Annotated in this window: 11 protein-coding genes; 4 read left to right on the top strand and 7 right to left on the bottom strand. The window is 68.7% G+C overall.

All coding sequences use genetic code 11. From position 1 onward, the window contains the following. Position 1 precedes the first annotated feature (1 nt). The 4 genes from EYR15_RS14790 to EYR15_RS14775 form a co-directional block, all read right to left on the bottom strand. Entirely contained in the window at positions 2 to 1153 is a 1152-nt protein-coding gene (locus EYR15_RS14790) for a hypothetical protein (RefSeq protein ID WP_131004342.1), read from the bottom strand. Between the two features lie 4 nt (positions 1154 to 1157). Next, a complete protein-coding gene (locus EYR15_RS14785; protein ID WP_131004341.1) occupies positions 1158 to 2561 on the bottom strand; it encodes an aminotransferase class I/II-fold pyridoxal phosphate-dependent enzyme in 1404 nt (467 codons plus the stop codon). After that, positions 2558 to 10126, bottom strand: coding sequence for a type I polyketide synthase (locus tag EYR15_RS14780; RefSeq protein ID WP_245498339.1), 7569 nt, complete (start codon positions 10124 to 10126; stop codon positions 2558 to 2560). Before EYR15_RS14780 ends, EYR15_RS14785 begins: the two co-directional genes overlap by 4 nt. A gap of 317 nt (positions 10127 to 10443) precedes the next feature. Beyond that, positions 10444 to 10803, bottom strand: a complete 360-nt coding sequence (locus tag EYR15_RS14775) for a hypothetical protein (protein ID WP_131004339.1) — start codon at positions 10801 to 10803, stop codon at positions 10444 to 10446. 167 nt (positions 10804 to 10970) lie between these two features. Here EYR15_RS14775 and EYR15_RS14770 point away from each other — a divergent pair, with 167 nt between their 5' ends. Then, positions 10971 to 11918 carry a DMT family transporter gene (locus EYR15_RS14770; RefSeq protein WP_131004338.1) on the top strand — a complete coding sequence of 316 codons (948 nt, stop codon included), beginning with the start codon at positions 10971 to 10973 and terminating at the stop codon, positions 11916 to 11918. A gap of 38 nt (positions 11919 to 11956) precedes the next feature. Here EYR15_RS14770 and EYR15_RS14765 read toward each other — a convergent pair whose 3' ends face one another. From EYR15_RS14765 to EYR15_RS14760, 3 genes are all read right to left on the bottom strand, one after another. Continuing rightward, positions 11957 to 13630, bottom strand: a complete 1674-nt coding sequence (locus tag EYR15_RS14765) for a formate--tetrahydrofolate ligase (RefSeq protein WP_131004337.1) — start codon at positions 13628 to 13630, stop codon at positions 11957 to 11959. Positions 13631 to 13784: 154 nt separating this feature from the next. After that, the gene (locus EYR15_RS17020) at positions 13785 to 13922 is read right to left on the bottom strand and encodes a hypothetical protein (RefSeq protein ID WP_165455514.1); all 138 of its coding nucleotides are present in this window, start codon (positions 13920 to 13922) and stop codon (positions 13785 to 13787) included. A gap of 60 nt (positions 13923 to 13982) precedes the next feature. Next, on the bottom strand, positions 13983 to 14465 hold the full coding sequence (locus EYR15_RS14760) for a pilus assembly protein N-terminal domain-containing protein (RefSeq protein WP_131004336.1): 483 nt from the start codon (positions 14463 to 14465) through the stop codon (positions 13983 to 13985). A 341-nt stretch (positions 14466 to 14806) separates the two neighbouring features. On the opposite strand from EYR15_RS14760, the gene EYR15_RS14755 reads away from it, so the two are divergent. The 3 genes from EYR15_RS14755 to cpaB all read left to right on the top strand — a co-directional run bounded on the left by EYR15_RS14755 (position 14807) and on the right by cpaB (position 16516). After that, a complete protein-coding gene (locus EYR15_RS14755) occupies positions 14807 to 14974 on the top strand; it encodes a Flp family type IVb pilin (protein ID WP_131004335.1) in 168 nt (55 codons plus the stop codon). Positions 14975 to 15096: 122 nt separating this feature from the next. Further along, positions 15097 to 15597 carry an A24 family peptidase gene (locus EYR15_RS14750; RefSeq protein ID WP_131004334.1) on the top strand — a complete coding sequence of 167 codons (501 nt, stop codon included), beginning with the start codon at positions 15097 to 15099 and terminating at the stop codon, positions 15595 to 15597. A gap of 136 nt (positions 15598 to 15733) precedes the next feature. Beyond that, the gene (cpaB, locus tag EYR15_RS14745; RefSeq protein WP_131004333.1) at positions 15734 to 16516 is read left to right on the top strand and encodes a Flp pilus assembly protein CpaB; all 783 of its coding nucleotides are present in this window, start codon (positions 15734 to 15736) and stop codon (positions 16514 to 16516) included. The last annotated feature ends 9 nt before the right edge of the window (positions 16517 to 16525 follow it).

The raw sequence follows: 16525 nt of genomic DNA, 5'->3' as shown, positions 1-16525 counted from the left end.
CTCAGAGCGCCTTCTCATAAATGCGCCAGACCTTGGTCCGGCTCGCCGGCATGCTGCGCACGAGGTTGAGGATTGGATTGTTGTCCTCGAGCATCCAGCTCACTTCGAGCCGGGCGCACCCCGCCTTGCGCGCCTTCTCGACGGCGTCAGCGAGCAGAACGGCGGCCGCCATAGCGCCGACACGGGTGCCGCGCCACGCGCGTCGCACGCCGATGACCGGCACGCGGGCGCGCGACACGCCGGAGACGTTGAGCCGCCACAGCAGCTTCGCCCAGCCGAAGGGGACGAGGCGTCCTTTGAGGTCCCGCACGGCCTCGTTAAGGTCTGGGGCCATCACTAGCGCGCCGATCGGCTGGCCCTTCCAGTCGGCGAGCGTCGACCAGTCCGCCGGCAGGATCTGCTGCGCGAGGCCGGCAAGGAAGCTCGCCTCCTCGTCGGAGACCGGGACGGCGCCCCAATTATCAGCCCAGGCGTCGTTGTAGACGGAGTTCAGCTCCGCCACCGCCGCCGCTCCCTGCGCAGGGCGCAGCGTGAGGTCGGCCGACCCTGGCCATTTGCCGCGGATCGCGGCGACGCGCTCGGGCAGGCGGCTTTCCGACAGGCTTCCCTCATAGCCGACGATATCCTTGACGCCGGCGAAGCCAAGACGCTCGAGCTGGCGCGCGTAAAACGAGGGAGCGTAGTTGGTGTGAGTGGTGGCGCGCTCGCCGTAGCCCCCGACCATCAGCCCGCATTCGTGGTTGATCGACGCGCTGAAGGGCCCGCGCAGGCGGGTCAACCCCCGTGTGCGCGCGAAATCAGCGACGGTCGCGAACAGCGCGTTCCAGACGACATCGTCGTCGATTGCTTCGAGAAAGCCGAACTGCGCCGCGCCGTCGCCGTGGCGGGCGAGATGCGCCGCATTGCGCACGGCGTAGATGCGGCCGACCGGCCGGCCGGCGCGGAACGCCGTCCAGGCCATGCCGTCGTTCTCGCGTGCAAACGGCGTGCGGCCGGGCGTCAGGACTTCGTAGGTCTCCTTCAGCAGCGGCGGCGTGAAGGCGGGATCGTCGCCCTGCGCCACGAGCGCTGCGCGCCAGAACGGCTCGATATCGCGCCGGGACGCTACAGGCCTGATCTCGACCGCATCGATGACTTGGGGGGCGGCGCGCAAGCCGTCAGCTGGATCGAGTGGCCTTGGCAAGCGTCGCCACCATCTTGATGCCGAAGCCGGCCTTGGCGAGCGCCGCGTGTTCTTCCGCCGTCACCGTCACCGCCTCGTCGATCTGCTCGAACGAATGATCGGAGGTGATGAAGAAGCGGATCCGCGCCGAACGCTCCGGCACCGCGGGATGTACGATCGGCAAGGCGTTGACGCCGCGCTCCAGCAGCTTGTTCGACAGATGCACGGCGCGAAGCGAGTCTCCAACCATGACGGGAACAATAGCGCGCCCGGTGGCGTCGCCAACGTCGAGGCCAAGCTCCCGGGCTTTGGCCACGAAACGTTCTCCGTTCGCGCGGAGCTTCGCCACGCGCTCGGGCTCGCGCTCCAGCAGGTCGAAGCAGCCGATGGCCGCGGCAGCGACCGCGGGCGGCATGCCGACGGAATAGACGAAGCCCGGCGCCGTGAACTTCAGGAACTCGACCAGCGAGCCCGAACCGGCGATGAAGCCGCCGCAGCCCGACAGCGTCTTTGATAGCGTGCCCATCCAGATGTCGATGTCCAACGGGTCGACGCCGCATTCCTGCGCGATGCCGCCGCCGGTATCGCCGAGCACGCCAAGGGAATGAGCCTCGTCGACCATCAGCCAGAAACCGTAGCGCTCGCGCAAGCGCACGATCCGCTTAAGGTCGGGGAAGTCGCCGTCCATCGAGTACAGGCCCTCGACCGCGACGAGCACGCGGTCATGGTCGTGCGCGTGCTTGATGAGGATCTCTTCGAGCGCATCGATGTCGTTGTGCGGGAACATCCGCCGCGTCGCGCCGGAAAGGTTCGCGCCGACCACGATCGAGTTGTGCGCCAGCGAGTCGTAGACGATCAGGTCCTTCGGCCGCATCAGATGGCCGATGGCGGCGACGTTGGTGGCGTGGCCTGACACGAAGGCGACCGCGGCCTCGACGCCGTAATACTTGGCGATGCGGGCTTCGAGCTCGCGGTGGATCGGCCGTTCGCCCGCGACCACCCGGCTTGCCGAGACCGAGACCCCGTAATGGTCGATCGCAGCCTTTGCTCGGGCCGAGACCTCGGGATGGCCGTTCAGGCCAAGATAATTGTAGGACGCGAAATTGATGTCGGTCCGGCCGTCGATATGCGTCGTCGCCCCGGCGATGCCGTCATGCAGCCGGAAGAACGGGTTCGGCACGCCGAGCAGGTCGGCGACCGCCTGCTGGGTCTTGAGGTCCTTCAGTTCGGCGAGGTCCGCGAAGCGGTCCCCGCGTTTCGGTTTGGCGCGTAGCGCCTGGCCGCCGCTCGCAGTGTCCGGTCGCGCCGGCGCGTCGGACTTCGGTCCGGTGCGTAACGCGCCGAGGATGCCGTCTTTCGCGGTGCGCGAGAGCGCCCCGATGCCGCGGCGTCCGCTCATCGAGTGACGTGCCCAAGCGTGGCGCGGCGAGCCTCGACCTTTTCGCTGAACTCGGCGAGGTCGGCATGGTTTACGTCGTCGCCGATATGGCGGTTGACGAGATCGGCGTTGACCGAACCTGCGTCGCCCTGCGCGTCCGGCTCGTGGATTCGGGAGACGATCGACTGGGCGATGGTGGTCAGCGTCGTGGAATCGCCGATCGCGACCAACGGCAGCTCGATGTCGAAGCGCCGCTCCACGCTCATCCGCAGCTCCAGTCCCATCAGCGAGTCCATGCCAAGTTCGGCGAGCGGCCGCTGAGGCGAGATTTCCTTCGCCGGCAGCTTGAGGATTCGCCCGACCTCGCCCGCAAGGATTTCGGAGACGATGTCGCGCGCTTCCCGCGCGTCCTTACCCCTTACAAGCGCCGCCAGGTCGATCTGTTCCACCGCGTCCTGCGGTCCCATCTCGGCGCCCGCCAGCACCTGGGCGAACATCGGCGAGGCGAGATAGGCGAGGTCGCGGCGCGCCCCGGCCCAATCGAGCGGCGCGATGGCGACGACCGCGGTCTCCAGTCGCAGGTCGTCATGCGCCAGCACGCGGCCGAGGCCCTCGAGCGCTTCATCGCCGGAAAGGGTCGCGAAGCCGAGACGCTTCTGGATCTTCTCCTTCACGTCGCCGGTCCGGGCGAGATAGCCGACGTCGCCGAGCGCGCCCCAGGCGATCGCGAGGCCTGGAAGGCCCTCCGCGCGGCGGACGCGCATCAGGCTTTCGAGCCACATGTTCGCCGCGACGTAGTTCGCTTGACCGGGATTGCCGATCAGCGTCGTCGCCGAGGAATAGACCACGAACTGCTTCACCGGGTCCTTGCGGGTCAGCTTGTCGAGCGCATAAGCGCCGTCGATCTTCGGCCGCAGCGTCTCGTTGAAGCGCGCCTCGTCGAGGTTGGCGAGCAGCGCGTCGTTGAGCACCATCGCGACGTTCCAGGCGCCGCCGATCGGACCGAGCCCCGCCCGCGTCTCGTCGAGCGCCTTTGCGAGCGCTGCCTCGTCCGCCGCGTCGACGGCGAACACCTTGACCTTGGCGCCCGCCGCTTCGAGTCGAGCGACGCCCGCCTTCGCGGCTTCGCTCGATGCGCCCGAGCGGCCGATGAGCGCGAGCTTGGTCGCGCCGTTCGCGACTAGCCATTCGGCGGTCGCGAGGCCGAAGCCGCCGAGGCCGCCGACCATGACGTGGACGCCCTCGGCCGCGCGGAACGTTGGCGGCGTGGCCTCGCCGAGCGCATCCGCAGGAAGCGGCCGCACCACGATCTTGCCGACATGGCCGGACTGCTGCATCAGCCGGAAGGCGTCGCGGATCTCGCCGGCCTCATAGGCGCGGTAGGGCAGCGGCGCGAACACGCCCTTGCCGAACAGCTTCATGCATTCGCCGAACAGGCGCTGGCCGAGGTCGCCACGGTGGATCAGCAACTGGTCGGCGTCGATGCCGAAATAGCTGATGTTGCGGCGGAAGGGGCGCAGACCGAGGCGCGAGTTGGCGTAGTAGTCGCGCTTGCCGAGTTCGAGGAAGCGGCCGAACGGGCGCAGCACGCTGAGCGAACGCTCCATCGCTTCGCCGAACAGCGAGTTCAGCACGACGTCGACGCCCTCACCTCCGGTGATGGCCTTCACCTCGTCGACGAATTCGAGGCTGCGGCTCGACAGCACATGCGTCGCGCCGAGCGCGCGCAGGAGGTCGCGCTTCTCATCGGAGCCCGCGGTCGCGATGACCTTTGCCCCGCGCCACAGCGCGATCTGGAGCGCGGCCAGGCCCACGCCGCCAGCGCCGCCATGGATCAGCACCCACTCGCCCTTGCGGATCTGCGCAAGGTGGTGGAGCGCGTAATAGGCCGTGAGGAAGCAGACCGGAATCGTCGCGCCTTCTTCGAAGCTGATCGAATCCGGCAGCGGCGCGACCGCGATCTCGGAGGTCACGACGCGCGAGGCAAAGGCGCCGGACGCGAAGGCCACCACGCGGTCGCCTTCCTTGTAGCGGGTGACGCCAGGGCCGACCGCGCTGACCACGCCGGCGCATTCGATGCCGAGGCCGGGGCCGGCGAAGCCGTCCTCCAGCGCCTCTTCGGGCAGCAGGCCGAGCGCCCACATCACGTCGCGGAAGTTGAGGCCGACGGCGGAGACGTCGATCGCGACTTCGCCCGCGCCCGGCTCCAAAGCCGGCGCGGCGCGCCAGCCGAGGTCGTCGAGCCCGCCTTCCTTGCCAATCTCCAGCACCGCCGCCAGCGGGCCTGACTCGGCCCCGTCGTCGAGCGAGAACTCGGGCAGTCCCGGCCGCAGGCGCGGCGCGATGATCCCATCGGCGGTCACCGCGATCTCCAGATCCGGCCGCGCGGCCGCGATCTCGGCCGCGATGGCGGCGCCGGCGGCGTCTTCGCCGAGGTCGACGGAGACATCGACGAGACGGATGTCGACGCCGCGAAGCTCGTTGCGCACGACGCGCAGGAAGCCGGCGAGCGCCGCCTGCTCAGGGCGGTCGACGCCCTTGTCGAACGTGCCGGCGAGGCTGCCGGGCGCGATCACCCAAAGCCGGGCCGAGAAGTCATGCGCCGCGCGGGCGAGCGAGAGCAGGCGGCCGGAGCGCTCGGTGGTGATCGAGGACAGCGCGCCAACGCCCTGGTCGAACACGGCGACGATGTCGGCGGACGGCGCGGTCGCGTTCTTCGCGGGAGCGACAAGGCCGAGATCGACCGCGCCGCCCCATTCGATGGCGTGGCCGTTACGCGCCGGCGTCTCCTTCACAGTGACCTTGCGGCCGAGCGCTTCGATCGCATGCAGCGCCGAAAGGGCCAGGCCTTCAGACGCGCCGACCGCTTCGCTGACGAACACGACGGGGCGCGCTTCGGCGTGCGCCTCCTCCGCCGACGTGCGGCGGCGTTTGGCTGCGAGCACGAGGTTCGCGGGCGACCGGGCGCCGGCGAGCGGGGCGACGACATGGTCTGATAGGCGGGCCTCGCCCAGATCGGCGGCCCAGTCCGACGCAGACCGCGCGCCCCCGATCGGAAACTCCTCCGAGGCCGAGCGCTCGAACCAGTCGGCCTGCGCGCCGAACACGACGTCGAGGAATGGGGTCGGCGCGAGCGCGCCGAGCGCCAGGACGCCGCCGTCCGCGACGCGAGCCGCAAGCCGGCGTACCGCGTCATGCGAGGCGAGCGCGGAACCCCAGGCGAGGGAGCCGACCACGAGATCGAAGCGGCTCTCGTCCGGCGCGTCGACGCGCGGGTCGAACTGCTCGACCGAGAGGTTCGGCAGCGAGGCGAACGCGAAGCGCAGGCGCTCTGCGACCGTCGCATCCGGATCGGACACGGCGAGCGTGACGCGCGCATCCTCGGCGAGTGCGACGAGGCGGCGTGTCAGCGCGCCGGAGCCCGCCGCGATCTCAAGAATGCGGATCGGCCGATCGGTGGGAGCGGCGGCGACGATGTCCGCGGCGATCGCCGCGATGGCGTCGGCGCTGGAGGCGGTGAGCGGCGAGGCGCCCCCGGCATGCGAGAGGGTCGCCGAGCCATAAGCCTTTGGCAGCGGACCGTCCTTCAGCACGCGCGGCAGCAGCGTGATGCTTCGCGTCGCGAGCACGCATTCCGCGCCGCGATCCGGATAATCGGCGATCACCGTGCGCAGGATCTCGGCCGGCGAGGGCAGGCCGGTCTTGGCCGCCAGCGTCCAGGTCTCGCCCGCAAGCGTCGCATGCCCCTGATGTTCGAGCAGCGACAGCAGGCTGTTCGCGAGCGGAACGGCTTCGGCGTGGAGCCTGCCCTTGTTCACGAGCGCGCCGAGCACGGCCTCGCGCTTGCGGCCGAACAGGCCGGCCAGCGCTTGGTGAGCGAGCGCCACGGAAAAGGCTTCGAGCAGCAGATCGTCTTCGGGCCGCTCGCTCTCGCCGGTGAGCTCGAGTTCGGCTGCGCGGGCCGAGAGCGTCTGGGCTGTGAAGGGATCCGCGTCCTCGGCCCCGACGCCTTGGCCGACTAGCGCCGGCTCGTAATAATAGGACAGGCGCTCGAGCGGGGTGCGGCGGGTAAGCGTCACGGCGCGGAAGCGCGCGTCGGCGAGCACGGCGATGACCGCGCCGGCGTCGTCGACCAGCGTGAAGGTCGCGTCGATCGAGCGCGGCGACAGGCGGCGCACCACGATCTCGGCGCCGGCGATGGTCGCGCCGGGCTTCAGAAGCCGGAGCGAGCCGAAGCGCATCGGCAGATAGGTGACGTCAGGCCGATCGCCATGCGCGCCGAACAGCGTCAGCAGCGAGTGGAAGCACGAGTCGAAATCCGCGGGATGCAGGCCGTAGCGCGCGTCGCGGGCGCCCTTGCGGTCGGCCTCGGGACGGAGGCGCACCGACAGACGGTCCGGGCCGTAGCGCACGACGTGGTCGACGACCTGGAAGCCTGGGCCGAAGTCCAGCCCGTGGGTCAGCGCCTGGGCGTAGAGGCCGGCGGCCTCAAAGATCTCGCCTTCCTTGGCGGGCGTCGCGGGAACAGAGGTAACGATGGTCGGCGGGGCCGAGATGCGGCCGCTCGCATGAACGATCCAGCCGTCATCCCGCAGGCGCGGGCGGCTGAGAATCTCGACCGTGCGGCTCTCCGGCGAAATCCGCGTCTTGACCTCGGTGACCTGGTCCGGGTCGAGCGTCAGCGCGTGCGGGATCTCGAAGTCCGAAAGCTCGACGACTTCGGCGCCCAGCCAGGCGCGACCCGCGGCGAGCGCCATTTCGGCGAGCGCAGCGCCCGGCACGATGACGCGGCCGGAAACGCGGTGGTCGGCGATCAGCGGCGATAGTTCGGGATCGAGATGGACGGTCCACTCGTCGGAATCGGCGCGCAGGCGCGCCCCGATCAGCGGGTGGAGGTCGTGGCCGCGGTAGAAGGACTGCGCTTCGGCCGAAGCGCCGACCCGGAAGGTCGCGTTCTGCCAGGGGTAGGTCGGCAGCCGCAGCGCCGCGCCGTCGAGCTTGCCGAAGGCGAGATCGCGGTCGACCTTACCGCCCTTGGCGACAACGCGCGCAATGGCGCGGCGGACGGGATCGTGCTCGCCTGCACCGTGGTCGTCGCAGGACAGCACGCCGCCGGTGACTTCCGCCGCGGCGACGCAGTCGGACAAATAGGTCTGAAGAACCGGCCTCGGCCCGATTTCGACGAAGACGCGCGCGCCTTCCTTGATCGCGGCGGCGACGGCGTCCGAGAACGCCACCGGACGGCGCACGTTCTCCCACCAATAGTCGGCGTCGAGCCGCGTTCCGTCGATTGGCGCGCCATGCACGCTAGAGACGAAGGTCCGCGCGGCGACCCCAGGCTGAAGCGTCGCGAGGTCGGCGAGCAGCGGACCCCGCACGGCGTCGATCAGGCCGGTGTGGAACGGATAGTCGATGTCGAGCACCCGTACCGGCACGCGGCGCGTGCGGGCGAAACGGCTCATCTCCTTGATTTCGGTCTCGGAGCCCGAAATCGTCACCGAGCGCTCGCTGTTGATGGCGGCGATCTCGATGGTCTCGTGCCCGCCGTCGCGGATCAGCGCGCGCACCTCGTCAGGCGACTGCAGGACGGCGGCCATGATGCCGGCCTTCCACGCGACTTCCTGATGGATCGAGCGGGAATGAACGACCTGCACGGCCTGCTCGAGCGACAGCGCGCCCGAGGCGGCTGCGGCGGCGACTTCGCCGACGGAATGGCCGAGCACCATATCGGGCACGAGGCCTTCGGCCGCGAGCGCCGCCGTGGTGGCGACCTGCACCGCGAACATCAGCGGCTGCGCCGTCTCGGCGCGGCGCATGAGATCGGCGAGATCGTCGGCGAACAGCCGCTCGACGATCGACCAACCGGCGATCGCCTGGAAATACCTGTCGACTTCCTCGATCTTGGCGCGGAATGCGGCGTTGGTGGCGTGCAGACGCCGGCCCATGCCGGGCCATTGCGAGCCGTTGCCGGAGAAGGCGAAGGCGACCGGAACGTCGCGGCCGACCGCCTGGTCGATCGCCGCGTCCTGGGCGTCGCCGCCCTGGGCGACCGCCGCGAGCGTCGCGGCCCAGGTGGAGGGATCGTCGCTCTCGAGCACGACGCGGCGCGCGAGCAGGTCGCGGGTCGCGGCGACGCTCTTCGCGATATGCCGGGCGCCGGCGGCGTCGCGGCCCTCGAGCAGCTTTGAATAGGTCCCGGCGAGCTGGGACAGCGCCTCGCGGGAGCGCGCCGAGAGCGCGAGGATCGGCGTGCGGCGTTCCGCCTCCACGACGCGCGGGGCGGCGCGGCCGGCGCGATCCTCCGAGGTCGGGTCGCAGACGATGACGTGCGCGTTGGTGCCGCCGAAGCCGAACGAGTTCACGCCGGCGTAGCGGGGCTTGGCGCCGCGCGGCAGCTTCACGGCCTCGGTCGCAACGTGCAGCTTCAGCTCGTCGAAGGCGATGTCCGGGTTGAGCTCGGTGACGTGCAGGGTCGCCGGGAACAGATCGTGCTCGAGCGCAAGGTCCGCCTTCAGCAGGCCGACGAGGCCGGAGGCGGGCTCGAGATGGCCGACATTGGTCTTCACCGAGCCGATCGGCAGCGGGCCGACCGTGCGACGCTTGATGGCGGCGCCGATCGCGCTCGCTTCCGCCGGATCGCCGACGCGGGTGCCTGTGCCGTGCGCCTCGATGAAGGCGAGGCTGTCGGGGTCGATCCCGGCGTCGGCATAGACGCGCTCGAGCAGGCCGAGCTGCGCGTCGGAGGAGGGCAGCGACATGCCGACGGTGCGGCCGTCCGAGTTGACTCCGGAGGCGGCGATCATCAGGCGCATTGGGCGCTTCGCGGCGCGCGCGATGTCGGCGCGCTCCAGCACGATCGCGACGCCGCCCTCGGCGCGGACATAGCCGTCGCCGCTGGCGTCGAAGGCGTGGCAGCGGCCGCGCGGCGACAGCATGGTCGCCTGCGCGAACATGACGAAAGGCATCGGGCTGGCGAGGATCGAAACGCCGACCACGATAGCGCGGTCAATGCGGCCGGCCTTGAGCGCCGCGACCGCCTCGTTGAGGGCGACCAGCGAGGACGAGCAGGCGGTGTCGACCGTGTAGCTGGGCCCATGCAGATCGTAAATGTACGAAATACGATTTGATACGATCGAGAGCGTGTTTCCGGTCGCGAAGTAGGCGTCGGCGGACGCCGGATCGAAAACGATGCGGTTGCCGTAGTCGAGGGACGAGGTGCCGACATAGACGCCGGTTTCCGATCCCGCGATCGAGGAGGGCGGAATGCCGGCGTCCTCGAGAGCCTCCCAGACGAGCTGCAGCGACAGGCGCTGCTGCGGGTCCATCTGTTCGGCCTCGCGCGGGCTGATGCCGAACGCTGCGGGATCGAAGCCCCAGATGTCGTCCAGCACGCCGGCTGCGAAGGTGTAGGTCTTGCCGAGCTCGCCCTTGCGCGGATGCAAATAACGCGCGTGACCCCAACGGTCTTCAGGAACTTCGGTGACCGCGCAGCGCCCGTCGGCGAGCAATCGCCAGAATGCGTCGACGTCGTTCGCGCCGGGGAGCCGGCATGAACGACCGACGATCGCGAGAGATGCGGATTTCATCATGAGCTCGAACTGCGACGGTTAGCGCGCGCCACGGCGTCAGGAGCACGGAACGCGCTGGCTTCGTATCGGTCGGGGCGGCGGTACGCCGCCAACGCGAGACGAGTCATGAACCCGGGGCTCCGGGGCGCGGCCCGGCTGCCGGGCGGGACCAAGGTCGTGAGGGCTTTGGCCGTCTATCGTGGCTTTACTAAAATGTGTCAAGCACGTCCGGGCTCATCGCGGGGGGCTTCCGTGACGGCTGCAAGACAGATTTCAGCGGTATCCTGGAACCGCCATCGTTCAGGATCGCGGGGCGGATCGGCGGGGGCTTCGCCTCAGCTCTTGCGCGAAAGCCTGCGGGCGTTTGCGCGAACGGCCCGGCTCACCGGGCGCAAAGCCGCCTCGCCTGCGGCCACCATAACCCCGGCGGCGGCGACAGGGCTGCGCGCGCCGGCCAATCCGCCGAGCACCCGGCCGGCGGCCGCTCCGCTTTCAGACACTGCGGCGACCTTCTCCGAGACCATGCGCTCCGCCTCCAGAAGGCCGGCAGGGGATGGCCGGCCGAACTCGGTCGCGATCTGCGTCATGCGGTTCGCGAACACGAAACCGGCGAACGGCGCCATGGCGGCGACGCCGCCGGCGAGCGCAGCCTGCCGCTTCCAGAGATCGAGGATGTCGAGGAATTCGCCGGTCACGAGGAGCTTTCTGAAGCGCGGGAGGACGGGTGCGCTGCAGCAAGACATAGTGGCTTTCCGTCCGAAGTCTCGGAGCGCTTTCGTCGCAGGACTTTAGACGCGGGCGCAACGCTCCTTTGCGCGGCTCGCGATTGACCGGCGGATGCGACGCCTGCGATGACCCGCGCATGTCCGACGCGACGACCTCCGGCGGCGTCCGCCTGTTCGACCGACCCTACGTGCTGCTGACGCTGACCTCGCTGTTCTGGGCGGGCAACCTCGTCCTCGGCCGTCTTGTCGCGGGCCAGGTTCCACCGATCGCGCTGGCCTTCGGCCGCTGGACCGGCGCCTTCCTGCTGCTGATTGGCTTCGCCTGGCCGCATGTGAAGCGGGACTGGCCGCAGATCCGCGCCCATCCCTTCCTGCTGTCGCTGCTCTCGCTGACGGGGGTCGGCCTTTACAACACGCTGGCCTACTGGGGGCTGCAGTACACCGAGGCCCTGAACGTCCTGCTGATCCAGTCCACCGGGCCGCTGCTGATCGGCGTGTGGACTGCGCTGCTGTTCCGCGACGTCATGACCCGCGCGCAGCTCGGCGGCGTGGCGCTCTCGCTGCTGGGCGTGGCGGCGATCGTCACGCGCGGCGACCCCGCGGCGATCCTCCACATCCGGCTGAACGTCGGCGACGCCTGCGTCCTGGTGGCGATGGTCCTCTATGCGCTCTACTCGGCGCTGCTCAGGATGAAGCCCGCCATGCACTGGCTGTCCTTCCTGACGTCGACCGTCGCGCTGGGCGTCATCTTCCTGATCCCGGCGGTGGCCTTCGAGATGGCTTCAGGCCGCGTGATCGCCTTCAACGCGCCGACGGCGGCGGCGATCGCCTACACGGCGGCGTTTCCCGCAGCGCTCGCCTCGATCTTCTATATTCGCGGCGTCGAACTGATCGGCGCCAATCGCGCCGGGCCGTTCTTCCATCTCATGCCCGTGTTCGGCGCGGCCATGGCGATCTTGCTGCTCGGCGAGCGCCCGCAGCCTTACCACGCCGTGGGCTTCGCGCTGGTGATCGCGGGCGTGGTGGTCGCGGCGCGGAGCCGGAAGGCGCCGCGGGAAGAGCCGGACGCGCCCAAGCCGCTGTGAGCTGAAGGCGCGGGCGGCGTATCGCCCGCGTCCAAACCTTACGCGATGCCGTCGATCGTCCCGTCCGGCAGCAGCTTGATGTTCGCCGAGGCCGGCACCTTGGGCAGGCCCGGCATCGTCATCAGGTCGCCGCAGATCACCACGATGAAGCCGGCGCCTGCGGAGAGCCGCACTTCACGGATCGGCAGCACGTGGCCGGTCGGGGCGCCGATCGCGTTCGGGTCGGATGAGAACGAGTTCTGGGTCTTGGCGATGCAGACCGGGAACTTGGCGTAGCCGGCCTCTTCCCACTCCTTCAGCTGCTTCTTGATCGCGGGCGAGGCCGTCACCTTGTCGGCGCGGTAGATCTCGGTGGCGATCGTCTCGACCTTCTGCAGCAGGCCCATCTCGTCGGGGTAAAGCGGCTTGAAGTCGGCCGTCTGCTCGGTCGCGGCCATGACCACGGCGCGCGCCAGTCCTTCGGCGCCGGCCGCGCCGTCCGCCCAGTGCTTGCAGACCACGGCCTCGACGCCGAAATCGTTCCGGACGGCGTTCTGCAGCGTCTCGATCTCTGCGTCGGTGTCGGCGAAGAAGTGGTTGATCCCCACGACGACCGGCACGCCGAATTTCTTGGTGTTCTCGATGTGGCGGCCGAGATTGACGAGGCCCTTCTTCAGCGCCTCGACATTCTCGGTGCGCAGGTCGTTCTTCGCCATGCCGCCATGCATTTTCAGCGCGCGGACGGTGGCGACGATCACCACCACGTCGGGCGCGAGGCCCGACGAGCGGCACTTGATGTCCATGAACTTCTCGGCGCCGAGATCGGCGCCGAAGCCGGCCTCCGTCACGGTCCAGTCCGCGAGCTTCATCGCGGTCGTGGTGGCGATCACCGAATTGCAGCCATGGGCGATGTTCGCGAACGGGCCGCCATGGATGAACACCGGCGAGCCGTCGATCGACTGCACCATGTTCGGCCGCAGCGCGTCGCGCAGCAGCACGCCGAGCGAGCCTTGCGCGTCGACGTCCTTGGCCGTGATCGGCTTCTTGTCGGGCGTGTAGGCCACGACGATGCGGCTGATGCGGTCCTCGAGGTCGTGCAGGTCGTTGGCGAGGCAGAAGATCGCCATGATCTCGGAGGCGACGGTGATGTCGAAGCCGGCCTCGCGCGTGTAGCCGTTGGTCGGCGCGCCAACGCCCGAGATGATCGAGCGCAGCGTGCGGTCGTTCATGTCGAGCACGCGGCGGAACACGATTCTCCGAGGGTCGATGTTGAGCGGGTTGCCCCAATAGAGCGAGTTGTCGACGAGCGCCGCCAGCAGATTGTTCGCCGAGGTGATGGCGTGGAAGTCGCCGGTGAAGTGCAGGTTGATCTGCTCCATCGGGATGACCTGGGCCTTGCCGCCGCCGGCGGCCCCGCCCTTTACGCCGAACACCGGCCCGAGCGAGGGCTCACGCAGGCACATGATGGCCTTCTCGCCGATGTGGTTGAGCGCGTCGCCGAGGCCGACCGTCGTGGTGGTCTTGCCTTCGCCCGCAGGCGTCGGCGAGATCGCGGTGACGAGCACGAGCTTCGCGTTCTCCCTCTTCGGGAGGTCCGCGATGAAGCGGTCGTCGACCTTGCTGATGTATTTGCCGTGAAGATGCAGCGCATCCTCCGGAATGCCGGCCTTCGCCGCGATCTCCACGATCGGTCTCAAAGTGGCCGCGCGGGCGATCTCGATGTCGGTCGGCATTCGGGGGCGCCCCTCACAAAACACAGGAAAACGTGGCCGGATCGGGCCGGCCGCTGTTTTGCCGTGACGAGGCTGGCGCCGCAAGCCGAGGGCGGCGTTCGGACGCGGGCGCGCGACGAAGGTATGAGGAAAAGCGGCTTAAGCGCCCGTCGCGTCAGCCGAAGAAGCTGATGAGCGCGATCAGGCCGCCGGCCCCGATGATGGCGAACTGGTCGAGGGCCGCGAAGGCGATCGCGGCGACCGGAAGTGCCGCAACGCGCGCGGGACGCTTCTGACGATGGCGAGGATGCATGGCGCCGTCTCCCGCAGAGGCGCCAAGGACGCCGTCGAAGACGAGTGTGCGCCGCAGAGGTTAACGAGAGGTGACCGGCTCGGGCGTCGGGCTGCCGGCCGACATGCCGTTGCGCGTCGTGATCTGGCCGGCCGTCGCGGAGAAGCTGTCAGCACTGTCACCAAGGGACAGGACCGGCTCGCAACGCGGATTGCAGGCAAAACTTTCGCGCTTCGCTCCTCGCTGCACCACCACCGTGTTGTCGGCCGCGCGGCGGACATTGACCGTGGTGTCGCTCAGCACCGTTCCCGCGCCGTCGAGCAGCATGATGTTGGTTGAGCCGAAGCTCTTGCCTGTGATCACGAGCACTCCGGCCTTCTGCGACGTGGCGTCGGCGATAAGCGGATTGCCGATGATGACCGTCGAGGTCCCCGCCGGCGCCTTGATGATGCTGGCGCGGTCGACCGCGACCTCGATCGGCGCGTCCGAGGCGAAAGCCGGCGCAGCGCTCAGAAGCGCCGTCGGCAGAAGGCTGAAAGCGAGAAGACGGACGAAGTCGGTCATTGGGGCGTTCCCCTCAGTGCGATGGCGGCACTCAACAGCATTGAGGTGAACGAACCCCTAAGGGCCGGCAGCCTTAGGTCTCGCCAGCCGTCGTTCGCGCTCTCCAGAGGGGGCCGGGTTTACTTGGAGTGTCACGGTTAGAGACAGCTGTCCAATTGACAAGAAAACAAGAACATCAAGTAAGGATGTCTTAACCGTGATGTATTAGAGGTTTAATCACATAATAATCGCTTTGCGCATTAACTCAATCGCAACGGGCGCCGCTTATGGTCCGGCTATTCCCAGCCGACGACGGCTCGGGACAGGAGCTGTCGCAACCTTCGCACGTCAGGAGCATTCCCATGAACGTCCTCAAGAGCTTCATCAAGAACGAGTCCGGCGCCACCGCGATCGAGTACGGCCTGATCGCCGTCGGCATCGCCGTCGCCATCATCAGCATCGTCAAGGCCGTCGGCACCAATCTCACCACGGCCTTCACCAAGGTCAACACGGGCCTCGTCACCCCGTAACCGACTAAAACGACGATCGAAGGATCGTCTGACGCTCCTGTTCCGGGGTCGCGCTCGACGCGACCCCGGGCAAGCGCCGCGCGCCGCGGACCTTTTTTTGGCGACGGAAGGAGGCCGACCCAATGCTCGAAACGCTGGTCGTCGTGTTCCTGCCGGCGCTGGTCGTCGTGGCCGCCGTGTCCGACCTCCTCACCATGACGATCCCGAACCGGCTGGTCCTCGGGCTGGCCGCCGGCTTCGCGCTGGCCGCGCCGCTCGCAGGACTGACCGTCGACGACATTCTCTGGCACCTTGCCGCCTGCGGAATCGTGCTCGCGGCAGGTTTTGCGATGTTCGCGCCGGGCTGGATCGGCGGCGGAGACGCCAAGCTCGCCGCCGCGCTCGCGCTTTGGCTCGGCATGGAGCCGCTGCTCACCTGGTTCACGCTGTTCGCACTGTTCGGCGGCGCGCTGACCTTCGCCATCCTGTACTATCGAAAGGCGACGCCGCCGGTCGCCGTCATGCGCCTCGGCTGGGCGGCCAGGCTGCATGATCCGAGCGTCGGCGTACCCTATGGGATCGCGCTCGCGGCCGGCACCCTGCTGCTCTGGCCGCAGACGAACTGGTTCGCCAGTCTCACCTGAGTGACGTCAAAGGTTTCCGGATCCGCAACGAACGCGCGATCTGTCGACGACCTGTTAACCACGAATTGACGTTTGGCTGACAACTCTCTCCCGAAGCATTCGAGGCCGGTCCGGTCTCTTTCGTTCGGGGGACCACATGAAAGCGGCACGTCTTGTCGTTCTCGGCATCGCCGTCGCAGCCGGTCTCGGCGCAGCGATGCTTGCCGGCGGCTCGAACGACCCCGCGCCGGCTCCCGTCGCGCAGGACGTCAAGCCCCTCGAAACAGTCGAAGTTTTGGTTGCGAACGCCGACATCCCCATGGGTTCCGCGATCGCAGCCGATGATCTGCGGTGGCAGGTCTGGCCGAAGGAGGCCGCGAACGCCGTCTATGTGGAGCGCGCTTCCGCCCCGACCGCTGCGCAGGACTGGACCGGAGCGATCGCCCGCTCGCCCTTCGTCAAGGGCGAACCCATTCGCCCGGACAAGCTGATCAAGGGACCGGGCTCCGGCTACATGGCGGCCATCCTGCCCGCCGGAATGCGCGCCATCTCGATCGAGATCTCTCCCGAAACAGGCGCGGGCGGCTTCATCCTGCCGAACGACCGGGTGGACGTGATCCTCACGCGCAAGGTGAGCGGCGTCGCGGGCCGCGACGAATCCTTTTCCGAGACGCTCACGAACAACACGCGCGTTCTGGCCATCGACCAGGCCGTCGAGGACAAGGACGGCCAGAAGGTCGTCGTCGGCAAGACCGCGACGCTCGAGCTCTCGCCTTCCCAGGCCGAGAAGATCGCCCTCAGCCGCCAGCAAGGCGTCGTCTCGCTCGCGCTTCGCTCGCTCGTCGACAGCGGGCCGACGGCCGGCGTCGAGGATGCGCCCGTCGTCCCCAAGGCCGACGCGCTCACCATCGTGCGCTACGGCGTCTCGACGGGCCACTGACCATGTCCA

The sequence above is a fragment of the Hansschlegelia quercus genome (assembly GCF_004310425.1).
GTDB lineage: Bacteria > Pseudomonadota > Alphaproteobacteria > Rhizobiales > Methylopilaceae > Methylopila > Methylopila quercus.
The sequence above is the reverse complement of the archived record's forward strand: the minus strand, read 5'-3'. Positions and strand labels throughout refer to the sequence as shown.

Bases quoted from the DNA above. Each gene is read 5' to 3' on its own strand.
- EYR15_RS14765 (WP_131004337.1), bottom strand. From the start codon at position 13,630: ATGCCGACCGACATCGAGATCGCCCGCGCGGCCACTTTGAGACCGATC.
- EYR15_RS14780 (WP_245498339.1), bottom strand. From the start codon at position 10,126: ATGAAATCCGCATCTCTCGCGATCGTCGGTCGTTCATGCCGGCTCCCC.
- EYR15_RS17020 (WP_165455514.1), bottom strand. From the start codon at position 13,922: ATGCATCCTCGCCATCGTCAGAAGCGTCCCGCGCGCGTTGCGGCACTT.
- EYR15_RS14755 (WP_131004335.1), top strand. From the start codon at position 14,807: ATGAACGTCCTCAAGAGCTTCATCAAGAACGAGTCCGGCGCCACCGCG.
- EYR15_RS14760 (WP_131004336.1), bottom strand. From the start codon at position 14,465: ATGACCGACTTCGTCCGTCTTCTCGCTTTCAGCCTTCTGCCGACGGCG.
- EYR15_RS14785 (WP_131004341.1), bottom strand. From the start codon at position 2,561: ATGAGCGGACGCCGCGGCATCGGGGCGCTCTCGCGCACCGCGAAAGAC.
- EYR15_RS14770 (WP_131004338.1), top strand. From the start codon at position 10,971: ATGTCCGACGCGACGACCTCCGGCGGCGTCCGCCTGTTCGACCGACCC.
- cpaB (WP_131004333.1), top strand. From the start codon at position 15,734: ATGAAAGCGGCACGTCTTGTCGTTCTCGGCATCGCCGTCGCAGCCGGT.
- EYR15_RS14750 (WP_131004334.1), top strand. From the start codon at position 15,097: ATGCTCGAAACGCTGGTCGTCGTGTTCCTGCCGGCGCTGGTCGTCGTG.